The sequence below is a fragment of the Arthrobacter sp. 05T444 genome (assembly GCF_056395905.1).
Genome location: NZ_JBFTKK010000021.1, coordinates 1 through 13,082, shown reverse-complemented (window position 1 = coordinate 13,082; position 13,082 = coordinate 1). Strand labels below are relative to the sequence as shown.

The following is a 13,082-nucleotide window of genomic DNA, read 5'->3' as shown; positions in this document are numbered from 1 at the left end:
GACCGGACGCCGCGCGATCACGTCGAGGCCGGGGCGCCACTGCGGGCAGCTGCCGAGACCGGGGCCGCGGGCAATGGGCCCGCGCTGGCGGGATCCGCCAGGAACTGGGCGAAGGCAAGTTCTGCCGCCCCGATCATCATGAGGTCAGCGCCCAGTGCCGCCCGGTAGATCCTGGCTTCTGCCGCCGGCCCAGCCATTGCCCCGGACCGGACCAGATTTTCCAGCGTCCCGGGCGACAGGCTGTGCAGGATCCCCAGAAATCCGTCCAAGATGATGACCTCCGGGTTGAAGATGTTGACAGCGTTCCGCAATGCTGTGCCCAGATACTCCAGCTGGCGTTCCACTTCCCTGGCTACTTCGGGGCTGCCGGCATGCCGCAGCGCATGCTCCAGCTCTGCGGCGTCCCCGCCGGCGAGCCCGGCCAGTTCGAAGAGCCGGGATTGCGAGACCTCCGTTTCCAGGCAGCCGGTGGCTCCGCAATGGCAGGAATTGCCCGCCGTCCGGACGAACGTGTGGCCGAGTTCGCCCGCGTAGCCGCTGGCCCCTCGAAGCAGCGTGCCGCCAGCGATCACGCCGCCGCCGATGCCGCTGGCCCCGCCGTTGAGGTAGATGAGGTTTTCCCGGCCGGCTCCGGCACCAAAGAGGAGCTCGGCTTCGGCCGCGAGGGAGGCATCATTGGCGGCGTGGCAGGCATACCCCGTCGCCTCGGCCAGCATCCGGGCCACCGGCTCGTTCCGCCAGCCAAGGTGCGGCGCGTGCCTGACGATTCCATCTGCTTGGTTGACCAGGCCGGGCACGGCCATGCCTGCGCCCGTGATCCGGTAGGACGTGTCCAGTTCAGAACGCATGCCCTCGATGACGGCGGCCGCGATGTTCACGGCTTCCGTGGCTGAAGGTATCCGCTCCGTGGGGAAGCGGATCTTTTTTTGGATCCGGCCCCCGAGGCTGACCAGCCCGATGGTTACCGCATCGATTTCCGGGTAGACGGCCAGTGCTGCAGTGGAGGGGCTCGGGCGGACTTCGGGGCTGGGCCTGCCCACCTGCGCTTCACCTGACGGTGCGGACTCATACGCCAGCCCGAGCGCTACAAGCTGTCCGATCAGGGTTCCCACTGTGGACCTGTTGAGTCCCGTCCGCCTGGTGATCTGAGCACGGCTGAGGACCCGGTGGTGGTGCAGCATGGCGGTGATGAGGGCCAGATTGTTCCGCCGGGACGGATCGGCCTCGCTTCGGGCAGTTACGGGTTCGGGTGGCGGGAAGGAGAGGGGAGGCGGGGCAGGCTGCGCCGGTCCGGATCCGCGGGCTGGGGAGGGCATCATCGCGACAATATCAGCTTCCGAATACCTTGCGGTCGAGGAAGCTGTTGCGGAACTTTCCGGCGGGATCCAGCCTTTCGACCAGTGCCTTAAAGTCACCAAAGCGCGGGTACAGCGGCCCGACGGCGGCGGCGTCGCCGTCGAACAGCTTGCCCCAATGGGGCCGCGCCGCGAAGGGCGCCAGTTCTGCTTCCAGTACCGGCAGGACCGCCTCAACAGCCGGCTGGTCCTGCCGCCACGTGAAGTGCAGCCCGATGCCGTCACGGCCGTAGTTCGGGCTCAGCCAAAGGTTGTCCGCGGCGACGGTGCGGATTTCACCGACGAGCAGCAGCGGTTTCACCACACCTGAGAGCCGGCGCATGGTGCGGAGGGCATCCGCGGCGTGCTCGCGGGGAATGAGGTACTCGCTCTGCAGCTCCTCGCCCTTGCTCGGGTTGAATTCCATCCGGAAATGGGCCAGCCGGTCAGACCAGGGGCCGGCGACGCCCAACTGCTGGGTGCAGCTGGTGCCGGGTACGCCCGGCAACGGATGCCTTGCCTCGGCAGCAGCCTTCCCGCCGAAGAATCCGGACTCCACACCCGGCTGTCCGGCATCGACTGTCCTGCGCTTCAGCCAGGCCTGGCCGATGGTCGGCCCGCTCCAGTCGGTGAACAGGCTCACGCTGTACGCGGCGGAGGTGACGTCGTCGAAGTTCTCCAGGACCAGGTTCCAGTCAAGGTTCTCGAAAACGCTCTGGCTGACCTCGTAGCTTGGCTCGATGTCCAGGGTCAGCCTGGTGACAATACCCAGGGCTCCCAGCCCCACCACCATGCCGGCAAAGTCGGCATCACCGCGGTGCACCGTCAGCAGCGAGCCGTCTGCGGTGACCAGTTCGAGGCCGGCCACCGCAGTGGCCAGGTTGCCGTTCCGGTCCCCGGACCCGTGGGTGGCAGTGGCGACGGCGCCCGCCACGGATATGTGGGGAAGCGAGGCGAGATTGTGCAGGGCGAAACCGCGGCGGTGGAGTTCGGAGGCGAGGGTTCCGTAGCGGATGCCCCCGCTCACCGTCACCGTCATGTCCTGCTCGTTAATGCTTATTGCGGGGTCGAGGCCCTCCAGCGACGCCAGAATGCCCGGTGTGTCGGCGATGTCGTTGAAGGAATGCCTGGAGCCGAGCGCGCGGATTTTCTCTGCGTCGGCCACCGCCTCGCGGAGCTCCTGCACGCTGTGCGGAAAGACTGTCGCCGGCGCCTTGTAGCTGTAGTTTCCGGCCCAGTTGCGTTCCGTGGTGAGTTGCTCCATTGCGATTACCGTTCTGATCGGGATGCCGTACGTCTGTTTGATGCCTAGCACAACTTACCAAGCCGCCTGCCAAAACAATAGAGGTTTCCAGCACGCGGACCAGTGCAGATCGGCGCGACTATTCTCGCGAAAGTGGTTGACATCCTTGGAAATACGAATATGTTTGTCTACAGAACAATTTCTCGGGTCGCATCGATGACCCCGTTCGGACAGCAACTTTCTCCCTACTTCTTTCGGAGCTCTCAATGGCGATTCAGCCCACCCGTGAAGACAAGTTTTCCTTCGGCCTTTGGACAGTTGGCTGGGAGGCGCAGGACCAGTTTGGATCTGCCACGCGCCCGTCGCTGGACACCGTGGAGGCCGTCAACAGGCTCAGTGACCTCGGCGCCTACGGCATCACCTTCCACGACAACGATCTGTTTCCCTTTGGCTGCTCGGCGGCGGACCGCCAGCGGGAGATTGACCGGCTTACCGGTGCGCTCAAAGCGACGGGCATGGTGGTTCCCATGATCACCACCAACCTGTTCAGCCATCCCGTCTTCAAGGACGGGGGCTTCACCAGCAACGACCGCGGCGTGCGCCGTTTCGCCCTCCGCAAGGTACTGGAGAACATCGACCTCGCCGCCGAACTCGGCGCGGAGACATTCGTCATGTGGGGCGGCCGTGAAGGCAGCGAGTACGACGCCGCCAAGGACATCCGCGGCGCGCTCGAGCGCTACCGTGAGGCCGTGAATCTGCTGGGCGACTACGTCACCGACAAGGGCTACAACATCCGCTTCGCCATCGAGCCGAAGCCGAACGAACCCCGCGGCGACATCCTGCTGCCAACGCTCGGCCACGCCCTCGCCTTCATCGAAACGCTGGAGCGTCCGGAACTCGTGGGTATCAACCCCGAAACAGGCCACGAGCAGATGGCCGGGCTCAACTTCACGCACGGCATCGCCCAGGCCCTGTACCAGGGCAAACTGTTCCACATCGACCTCAACGGCCAGCGCAGCATCAAGTTCGATCAGGACCTGGTGTTCGGCCATGGTGACCTCCAGAACGCGTTCTCGCTCGTGGACCTGCTGGAAAACGGGGGACCCAACGGCGGCCCGGCCTATGACGGCCCGCGCCACTTCGATTACAAGCCCAGCCGTACCGAGGACATCGACGGTGTGTGGGATTCGGCGGCCGCCAACATGCAGACCTACCTGCTGCTGAAGGAGCGCGCCAAAGCCTTCCGTGCAGACCCCGAGGTCCAGGCCGCTCTGCAGGTGTCGCGCGTCGCCGAGATCAACGAGCCCACCCTTAACCCTGGTGAGGGATACCAGCAGTTGCTCGCCGACAAGTCCGCTTATGAGGAGTTCGACGCCGATGCCTACTTCGGCGGCAAGGGCTTCGGTTTCGTGAAGCTCCAGCAGCTCTTCATCGAGCACCTGCTCGGCGCACGCTGATCCCATGACACTGGTTGCCGGGGTGGATTCCTCAACCCAAAGCTGCAAGGTCCTCATTCTGGACGCCGACACCGGTGCCCCGGTGCGCGAAGGCCGTGCCGGCCACCCGGACGGTACCGAGGTCCACCCGGACCACTGGTGGCGGGCGTTGTCTGAGGCAATTGACGACGCCGGGGGGCTGGGTGACGTCAGCGCCGTCTCCATCGCGGGCCAGCAGCACGGCATGGTGCTGCTGGATCGGGAGGGCAGTGTTCTGCGCCCGGCACTGCTGTGGAACGACACCAGGTCTGCCGTGGCTGCCGCCGCCCTCATCGACGAAGTGGGTGCGGCGGACTACGCCAAACGGACCGGCCTGGTGCCCGTGGCGTCCTTCACTGCCACCAAGGTCAGGTGGGTCAGGGACCATGAGCCGGAAATCGCGGCCCGGGTGGCCGCCGTCGCATTGCCCCATGACTGGCTGACGTGGCGGCTGCGCGGCTTCGGCCCGTCAGGGTCCAGCCCCCTGGGTCCGGACCTTGAGCAGCTGATGACAGACCGTTCCGATGCCAGCGGCACCGGCTACTGGAGTCCGGAGACCGGCGCCTACGACCTGGAGCTCTTTCATCTGGCCCTTGGCCGTCCAGCCCGCGAAGCCGGGGACTCCGCGGGGCTGGAGGACGCCGTCGTTTTGCCCCGGGTCCTGGACCCCGGCGCTTCGGCGGGGCACGCTCACCTGGCATGCCTCCCTACGGCTGGAAACGGCGCGGCGGGTGCCGCATCCGCAAGCGGTGGCATCGCCGTCGGGGTCGGAGCCGGCGACAATGCAGGGGCCGCGCTGGGACTGGGCATCAGCTCCGGCGATGTGGTGGTTTCCGTGGGGACCAGCGGCACGGTGTTTGCCGTCGCGGCCGATCCCTGCACGGACGTGACCGGAACCGTGGCCGGGTTCGCCGACGCGGGCGGGGGCTACCTTCCCATCGCCGTGACCCTGAACGCGGCCCGCGTTCTTGGTTCCATCGCCGACGTACTGGACGTCGATTTCGACGGATTGGCCCGGCTGGCCCTGGAAGCGGACCCTGGCGCCGGGGGAGTGGTCCTGGTGCCCTATTTCGAGGGTGAACGTACCCCCGACCTCCCGGATGCGAAGGCGAGCCTGCACGGCCTCAGCATTGCGTCCGCAACGCGCGGCAACATCGCCCGGGCGGCGTTCGAAGGCATGCTGTGTGGGTTGTCCGGGGGAATGGATGCGCTGCGGGAACTGGGCGTGCCGGCCCGGCGGCTCCTGCTGATCGGCGGCGCGGTGCAGAACCCTGCGCTCCAGAAGATAGCTGCCCAGGTCTTCGATCTCCCTGTTGTCATTCCCGAGCCCGGCGAGTACGTGGCACGCGGCGCGGCCGTGCAGGCCGCCTGGGCCTTGACCGGGGACCGTCCGCAGTGGAAGACCGCACTGGAGGCGACCCCCGCGGCGGACTTCCGTCCGGTCATCGGACAGCAATACCGGCGCGCCTGTTTCGAATTGCGCGGCGGCCGCTAGCCTCGGGATTGTCTTGGGCGGCGGCTCTGTGTCAGGATCACACCTGCCGCAGGGCCGCCGTCAGGCGTTAACTGTCCTTTCGGTCGCCCCCGCGTGGGCCGAGGCAGCCGCGACTGCGCCTTCCCCGGCGGCGCTTTCCTGGATTCCGCCGTCTCCCTGGTGCCGGGACCAGATGTCACCCATTTCCTCGGTCGACTGCTCCACGATCCTGCTCATCGCGGCGTGGGCAGCCTCAGCCTCGCCGCGCTGGATGGCGCTCGCCACGTCAACGTGCAGCTGGAGCGCCTCGTGGTGCGGAAGGTGCGGCACCAGCCCGTGTTCGGTGCGGCCGGTCAGGACTTCCCGCACCAGGTTGTGCAGCTGGGAAAACATCGCATTGCCGGACGCCTTGAGCACAGCAGCATGAAAATCGATGTCCAAGAGCAGGAACTGTTCCTGGTTGTCGCCCTGCCCCGCCGCCCATAGGCGGGCCGCGATGGACACGAGCTCACTTCCGTCCTCAAGCGAAATCCGGCCAGCGGCGAGCCGGGCCGCCTGCGGCTCAATCGCCCCGCGAAGTTCGTTAAGTGCGCGGAGCTGGTCCAGGCGTGCGGAGGAGGCGAGCCGCCATCGGATTACCTGCGGGTCATAGAGATTCCAGCACTCCACGGCCTGGACTACCGTTCCCAGGCGCCGCCGCGATTCGAGCATGCCCATCGAACAGAGCACCTTCGTCGCTTCCCGGACCACTGACCGGGAGACCTTGTGCTCGGCTTCCAGCTCGTCGATCCGGAGCACGGCGTGCGGCGCAAGCGTGCCGTCGGCAATAGCCAGGCCCAGCCGTTCCAGAAACGACACCGGCAAGGCTTGGGAGGGCTCCGCCTTTGGAGATTTCATAAATAAATCATACGGGTGGGCCACAAGGGGTTGTTTAAGTCTGCTTTATTTCCCTATGACCGCTTCCGGAGCAGATGCAAAGATGCGTATGCGGGCGGCCGGAGCAGCTCCGGCCATGATCTTAGGAGTCGTAATGAAGCGAGGTTCAGTAGTGAAGTATGCGGCCGTCGCCGCGGCCCTTTCGCTGGGGTTGACTGCCTGCGGAGGCGGAAGCGGCGAGTCGAAGGGCTCGGACACGGTACGGGTCACCCTCGCCAACCATGTGTGGACCGAAGGGATCAAGGCAGCAATTCCGGAGTTCGAAAAGTCCACCGGGCTGAAGGTGGAGCTCACCCAGCTCGGCGAAGACCAGCTCTCGGACCAGTACAACGTCAAGCTCAACGCGGGCAGCGACGAAATCGATGTCATGATGTACCGCCCGCTGCAGGAGGGCAAGGCGTTTGCCCGCAACGGCTACCTCGCGGACCTGACCAGCAAGGTGGCAGAGGACGCCGGGTGGAACTGGAAGGACTACCAGGACGGCCCCGTCAAGGCCACCACTTATGAGGACAAGGTGACGGGCGTTCCCATCATCACCGAACGGGAGGTGCTCTACTACCGCAAGGACCTGCTGAAGGCCGCCGGCATCGAAGTTCCCAAGACCATGGAGGAACTCGAGGCGGCCGCCAAGAAGCTTTCTTCCGCGGACACCGCAGGGTTCGTTGCCCGCACCGGCAAGTCGGCAGCCGTCACCCAGTTCTCCAGCTTCCTATACAGCTTCGGCGGCGACTTCACCGATGAAAGCGGCAAGTCCGCCGTCGGGAGCGAGGAAGCCAAGAAGGCGTACGCCTTCTACGGCGGCCTGATCAAGAACTACGGCCCTAAGAACGTCAGCACGGACATGAGCTGGCCCGAGGCAATGGCCATCTTCACCCAGGGCAAGGCCGCCTTCTACACCGAGGCGGATTCCCTCTACAAGAACGCCACGGACCCCGCCAAGTCCAAGGTGGCCGAGACCGTTGGCTTCGCGCCGCTGCCCGCCGGTCCTGCCGGCTCCAAGCCGTACAACATCCCGTCCTGGGGTCTGGGCATCAACCAGGCCTCGGCCAATCAGGACAACGCCTGGAAGTTCATCAAGTGGGCCACCGGCAAGGAACGTACCCTTGAGGCACAGAAGGCCGGCGTCCCCGGGCCGCGCGCCTCGGTCTGGTCCGATCCCGCCGGAACCTCCACCTACCCGAAGGACCTCGCCGCCGCCATCGCGGTGAGCGCTGAAAACGGCGTGGGCCACGACCGCCCGCAGGTCCTCACCGTGGGCAAGGCCCGCGAAATCGTCGGCGGCCCGATCGTCGCCTCCATCACCGGTGCCGACGCTTCAGCAGCAGCTGACACGGCCAACACCGCGTTCCAGAAGTTCCTGGACGACGAAAAGTAAGTAACTAAAGCGCGACGGCGGGGCACCCGCCAGGCTGTTGTCCCGCCGTCGTCCGCTGAAGATTTTCACCCCCAACTTCTTAGGTGAACAATGTCTGTACTGACCCCTGCCCGGACCTCCGGACGAACGGCTAGCGCCCAGGAGAATTTCTCCGCCTGGGCCAACCGCCACCGGAAGTGGCTGTTCGCGGCGCCCGCCATGATCTTCGTGGGCGTCCTCATCATCTTTCCGCTCGCCTGGACCCTGTACCTGAGCCTGACCGACTCCCAGGGGTCGGTGCGTGCGGCGTCGGACTTCGTGGGCCTCGAGAACTACCTCACGGTCCTTACCGATACCGAGCGCTTCTGGCCGGCCGTGGGCCGCACGCTGTCCTTCACCTTCGTGGCGCTCGCCTGCGAAATCATTCTCGGCATGGGCATCGCCCTGCTCCTGTGGCGTCCGTTCCGCGGCGAAAAGTGGGTCCGGGTGGCCATCCTGCTGCCGCTCGTGGCCACTCCCGTGGCAGTGGGCATGATGTGGCGCCTGATCTTCGATCCGAACATCGGCTTCGCCAACCAGCTACTGGGCCTCGTGGGCATTCCGCCGCAGCCGTGGCTCTCCGGACAGGATTCCGCCCTGCCCACCACCATCTTCATGGACGTCTGGCAGTGGACCCCCATGGTGGTCCTCATCCTCCTGGCCGGCCTCACCTCCCTCTCCGATGAGCCGGATGAAGCCGCACGGATGGACGGCGCCAGCGCGGTCCAGCGCTTCTTCTACGTCACCCTGCCGCTGATGATGCCCACGGTCATCGTGGCCATCCTGCTTCGCGGCATTGATGCCCTGAAGACGTTCGACATCCTCTACGCCACCAAGGGCAAGGGCGGCGGTTCCTTCCATGAGGTGGAGACTCTCAACGTCTACGCCTACGGGCTGAGCTTCGACTACAACCAGTACGGGCTCTCCTCGGCCGTACTGATCCTGTTCTTCATGATCATCATTGGCTCCATGTGGCTGCTGACCATGCGCAAGAAAGCGGTAAGCAAATGACCCTCCTGACTGAACCCCAGGCACCGGCACGGCGCCGGCCACAGGTGGCGCGCCGCAAGAAGCCGCTGCGCAGCCGCGCCTACAAGACCTTCCGCGTGGTTGCCCTGATCGCGGTGGTGCTGTTCCTGATCGCGCCGCTGTTCTGGATGCTGCTGGCCTCCTTCAAGACCAACGTGGACATCTACGACGCCGGCAAGTCCTTCCTGTTCACGCCCACCGGCGAGAACTACGCCAACGTGCTGCAGCGCAACAACTACTTCGTCTTCATCTTCAACAGCTTCTGGGTGGCCTTCGTTTCGACCGCCCTGTCGCTGGTCCTGGGCGTCCCGGCCGCCTACGCCATGAGCCGCTTCACAATGCACCGCTCGGCGCTGGTGGTCCTGATGGCCCGCGTCATCCCGGGCGTCTCCCTGCTGGTGCCCTGGTACTACGTCTTCTCCAACCTGAAGATGGTGGGCGGCTTCGAGGTGCTGATCCTCAGCCACATGTTCGTCGCCCTGCCGCTGATCGTCTACATCATGATGAGCTACTTCGACTCCCTGCCGCTGGAACTCGAGGAGTCGGCCCAGGTGGACGGGCTCACGCCGATCGGCGCGTTCCGCCGCATCACACTGCCCCTTTCGGTGGCCGGCATGGCCACCGCCGGGATCCTGTCCTTCATCTTCTCGTGGAACAACTTCATGTTCGCCCTGGTGCTGTCCGGTTCGAAGACCAAGACGCTGCCCGTGGCCATCTTCGACTTCGTCTCCTACGCCAGCATCGACTGGGGCGGACTGATGGCCGCGGCCACCGTGGTGACCATCCCGATCATGATCATTGCGCTCTTCACGCAGAAATACATTGTGTCCGGCATGACCGCCGGCGCCACCAAGGGCTAGGGGTACGCCATGACGCGAATCAGCAGAATAGAAACCTTCCTGGTCCCGCCGCGCTGGCTGTTCGTCCGCATCGAGACGGACAGCGGGATTGTCGGCTGGGGAGAGGCAAGCTGCGAGGGCCGCAGCGAAACCGTCCGGACCGCCGTCGACCAGCTCTCCGAGTTGCTGATCGGCCAGGACGCCCTGCGGATCGAGGACCACTGGCAGGTCATGACCAAAGGTTCCTTCTACCGCGGCGGCCCCATCCTGGCCAGCGCCGTGTCCGGGCTCGACCAGGCCCTGTGGGACATCGCCGGCAAACACTTCGGCGCCCCGGTCCACCAGCTACTGGGCGGACCGGTCCGCGACCGCATCCGGATGTACGGCTGGGTGGGCGGCGACGAGCCCAACGAGGTGGCCGACCAGATCAGCGCCCAGCTGGAAGTCGGACTCACGGCGGTCAAGATGAACGCCAGCGGCCGGATGAGCCCTGTCGCGTCGGTGGCGGAGCTCGACGGCGTGGTCCGGAGGGTGGCCGCCGCCCGGGAGGTTTTGGGGGACCACCGCGACGTGGCGGTCGACTTCCATGGCCGCTTCAGCCTCGCCAACGCCAGGCGGGTGGCGCCGCTCCTTGAGCCGTACCGGCCGTTCTTCCTTGAGGAACCGGTGGTACCCGAGAACACCCATCTGCTGCGTGAATTCACCTCATCCACCACCACGCCGGTGTCCACCGGGGAGCGGCTGTACAGCAGGCAGGAATTCCTCCCCGCTCTGCAGGCCGGCATCGCCGTGGCGCAACCCGACCTCTCGCATGCCGGCGGCATCACCGAGGTCCGCAAGATCGCCTCACTGGCCGAAATCTACGAGGTGCAGCTCGCACCGCACTGCCCACTCGGCCCGCTGGCCCTGGCCGCGTGCCTGCAGGTTGGCTTCGCGACGCCCAACTTCCTGATCCAGGAACAGAGCATCGGCATCCACTACAACCAGGGCGCCGAAGTCCTCGACTACGTCGTGGACAAGACGCCCCTCAAGTTCGTGGACGGGCACATCGAGCGGCTGACCGGGCCCGGCCTCGGCATCGAAATCGACGAAGCGGTGGTCCGGGCGGCAGACAAGCAGGGGCACGCGTGGCGCGGCCCCGTGTGGCGTCACCCCGACGGCTCGTTTGCCGAGTGGTGAGCGCAGAGTGGTGAAGGCCAGCATGACCAAGCAGGAAGTGGAGAGCCCCGCAAATGGAAAGCACTTTGACGCCCGAGTTTCTCTTGGCAGGAATCAGGGAAACCCGGCTGGTCGCGATCGTGCGCGGGACCGACGGTCCGGCTGCCGCGAAGGCGGCCCTCGCCGCGATGGAGGAGGGATTCCGTTTCGTCGAGATAGCACTGACCACGCCGGACGCGCTGGCGGCGATCCGCGACGTTCGCTCGTCGGCACCCGAAGGCTGTTTCGTCGGGGCGGGGACCGTGCTGACGGTGCAGGACGTTGACGACATCGCCGACGCCGGAGCCCAGTTCACGGTGACGCCGGCGCTGGCGGAGTCGATCGGCGAATCTTCACGGCGCGGCATTCCCGTCCTGGCGGGGGCGCTGACCCCCAGCGAGGCCTACAAAGCGATGAACCGCGGCGCCACCGCAGTCAAGCTCTTCCCGGCATCCATCGGGGGGCCCCGTTATCTCAAAGCATTGCGCGACCCCTTCCCGGAGATCCCCTTCATCGCTGTGGGCGGCGTGGGGCTCGAGGAAGCGGCCGGCTACTGGGAGGCCGGCGCCATCGCCGTGGGGCTGGGCGGTCCGCTTTTCGGCGACGCCGGCTCCGGCGGCGATCTGGCTCCGCTCCGGGGTCGCGCCCGCAGCTTCGTCCGCCTGTCCGCCGAGTTCGGCGGCCGGACGGCCGGGAGCCTCCAGTGAGGGCCGACGTCGACCTCCTGACACTGGGTGAGTCCATGGTGTCGCTGCGCTCGGGCGGTCCGCTGTCCGCTGGCGGCAGCCTGTCCATGCATGTGGCAGGGGCCGAATCGAACGTGGCCGTCGGTGTGGCCAGGCTGGGGCACAGAGTGCGCTGGGCCGGCGTGGTGGGTGCCGATCCGCATGGCCAGTTCGTCCAGCGCCAACTGCGTTCCGAGGGCATCGAGCTCCACCACCGGGAAGATTCCGTCCGCAGCACAGGCGTGATGTTCCTGGAGCAGCGGACTGCCGATGTCAGCCGCGCCTTCTACTACCGCGCCGGATCAGCCGGTTCCACTCTTTGTAGGGAGGACGTCGACGCTGCGCTCCAAGGCGGGGCCCGCATCCTTCACATGACCGGCATTACCGCGGCACTGAGCGCGGAAGCGCGGGACGCCGTGGAATACGCAGCGCGCCGGGCAACGGGCGCCGGCGTCCTGGTTTCCTTGGACGTCAACTACCGCAGCAAGCTCTGGTCGCGCGACGAAGCGCGGGCTGTCCTATCCCCGCTCGTCCGGCACGCCAGCATTGTCATCGCCTCCGACGACGAACTCGACCTGGTCGCCGCCGACTCCGGCGTGCCCTCGGACTCCGCAGAGGCCGAGGCCCTGATGGCCAAGCACCTCCTGGGCCTTGGCGTGCAGGACGTGGTGGTCAAGCGCGGGGCAGCCGGCGCCGGAGCACACACTCGCGCCGGGCACTGGGAGGTCCCGGCTGTGCCGGTGACGAGCATCGACACGGTTGGCGCCGGGGACGCCTTCACCGCCGGTTACCTCTCGGCACTGCTCGACGGCGAGGACGTTCCCGGCCGCCTTCGGCGCGGCGCCCTGGCCGGTGCCTTCGCGGTGAGCACCGCAGGGGACTGGGAAGGCCTGCCGCGCACCGGCGAACTCGCGCTGCTCGGCGGCCACGTTGCCGGTACCACCCAGCGCTAAGCGGACGGCGCCCCGTCCCGGCCGAAGGGCCGGAAACGTTCATTGTTAGACCTGAAAGAAAGCCAGGACCTGTTGTGAAAATCATTGCCGCGGAAGTGTTCGTGACAAGCCCCTCCCGTAACTTCGTGACCCTGCGGATCACCACCGAGGACGGTGTGACCGGCATCGGTGATGCCACCCTGAACGGCCGCGAACTGGCCGTGGCCGCGTACCTCAAGGAACACGTCGCGCAGTTGCTGATCGGCAAGGACCCGCACCGGATCGAGGACACCTGGCAGTTCCTGTACCGGTCCTCGTACTGGCGCCGCGGCCCGGTGACGATGGCCGCGATCGCGGCGGTGGACATGGCGCTGTGGGACATCAAGGGCAAGGTCGCCGGGATGCCGGTCTACCAGCTCCTGGGCGGGGCGTCCCGCAACGGGCTGCGCGCCTACGGCCACGCCTCCGGCGCGGACATCCCCTCACTGTTCGACTCGGTCCGCGA

Annotated in this window: 11 protein-coding genes and 1 pseudogene; 9 read left to right on the top strand and 3 right to left on the bottom strand. The window is 66.4% G+C overall.

What is annotated here, in order from left to right; all coding sequences use genetic code 11:
* Nucleotides 1-17 precede the first annotated feature (17 nt).
* Nucleotides 18-1,319, bottom strand: a complete 1,302-nt coding sequence (locus AC1DD3_RS17585; RefSeq protein WP_476882171.1) for an ROK family protein — start codon at nucleotides 1,317-1,319, stop codon at nucleotides 18-20.
* 10 nt (nucleotides 1,320-1,329) lie between these two features.
* Nucleotides 1,330-2,598 carry an FAD-binding protein gene (locus AC1DD3_RS17580; protein WP_476882170.1) on the bottom strand — a complete coding sequence of 423 codons (1,269 nt, stop codon included), beginning with the start codon at nucleotides 2,596-2,598 and terminating at the stop codon, nucleotides 1,330-1,332.
* A gap of 245 nt (nucleotides 2,599-2,843) precedes the next feature.
* Here AC1DD3_RS17580 and xylA point away from each other — a divergent pair, with 245 nt between their 5' ends.
* Together xylA and AC1DD3_RS17570 are read left to right on the top strand one after the other, a co-directional pair.
* On the top strand, nucleotides 2,844-4,034 hold the full coding sequence (gene xylA, locus AC1DD3_RS17575) for a xylose isomerase (protein WP_476882169.1): 1,191 nt from the start codon (nucleotides 2,844-2,846) through the stop codon (nucleotides 4,032-4,034).
* Nucleotides 4,035-4,038: 4 nt separating this feature from the next.
* Nucleotides 4,039-5,547: a xylulokinase gene (locus tag AC1DD3_RS17570; protein WP_476882168.1), complete on the top strand. Its 1,509-nt coding sequence runs from the start codon at nucleotides 4,039-4,041 to the stop codon at nucleotides 5,545-5,547.
* A gap of 60 nt (nucleotides 5,548-5,607) precedes the next feature.
* Here AC1DD3_RS17570 and AC1DD3_RS17565 read toward each other — a convergent pair whose 3' ends face one another.
* On the bottom strand, nucleotides 5,608-6,423 hold the full coding sequence (locus AC1DD3_RS17565; RefSeq protein WP_476882167.1) for a FadR/GntR family transcriptional regulator: 816 nt from the start codon (nucleotides 6,421-6,423) through the stop codon (nucleotides 5,608-5,610).
* Nucleotides 6,424-6,556: 133 nt separating this feature from the next.
* On the opposite strand from AC1DD3_RS17565, the gene AC1DD3_RS17560 reads away from it, so the two are divergent.
* The 7 genes and pseudogenes from AC1DD3_RS17560 to AC1DD3_RS17530 form a co-directional block, all read left to right on the top strand.
* Nucleotides 6,557-7,837 (top strand): ABC transporter substrate-binding protein, encoded by a 1,281-nt coding sequence (locus AC1DD3_RS17560; RefSeq protein WP_476882166.1) that lies wholly within the window; start codon nucleotides 6,557-6,559, stop codon nucleotides 7,835-7,837.
* Nucleotides 7,838-7,927: 90 nt separating this feature from the next.
* Nucleotides 7,928-8,866 carry a carbohydrate ABC transporter permease gene (locus AC1DD3_RS17555; protein WP_476882165.1) on the top strand — a complete coding sequence of 313 codons (939 nt, stop codon included), beginning with the start codon at nucleotides 7,928-7,930 and terminating at the stop codon, nucleotides 8,864-8,866.
* Nucleotides 8,863-9,744, top strand: coding sequence for a carbohydrate ABC transporter permease (locus AC1DD3_RS17550; RefSeq protein ID WP_230121363.1), 882 nt, complete (start codon nucleotides 8,863-8,865; stop codon nucleotides 9,742-9,744). Before AC1DD3_RS17555 ends, AC1DD3_RS17550 begins: the two co-directional genes overlap by 4 nt.
* Before the next feature lie 9 nt (nucleotides 9,745-9,753).
* Nucleotides 9,754-10,902, top strand: a complete 1,149-nt coding sequence (gene dgoD / locus AC1DD3_RS17545) for a galactonate dehydratase (protein WP_476882164.1) — start codon at nucleotides 9,754-9,756, stop codon at nucleotides 10,900-10,902.
* 53 nt (nucleotides 10,903-10,955) lie between these two features.
* Complete coding sequence (locus AC1DD3_RS17540) at nucleotides 10,956-11,627, top strand: bifunctional 4-hydroxy-2-oxoglutarate aldolase/2-dehydro-3-deoxy-phosphogluconate aldolase (RefSeq protein WP_476882163.1); 672 nt, start codon at nucleotides 10,956-10,958, stop codon at nucleotides 11,625-11,627.
* Complete coding sequence (locus AC1DD3_RS17535) at nucleotides 11,624-12,598, top strand: sugar kinase (RefSeq protein WP_230121366.1); 975 nt, start codon at nucleotides 11,624-11,626, stop codon at nucleotides 12,596-12,598. Before AC1DD3_RS17540 ends, AC1DD3_RS17535 begins: the two co-directional genes overlap by 4 nt.
* 74 nt (nucleotides 12,599-12,672) lie before the next feature.
* Nucleotides 12,673-13,082 (top strand): annotated as a pseudogene (locus AC1DD3_RS17530) (bifunctional D-altronate/D-mannonate dehydratase); the annotation flags it as partial.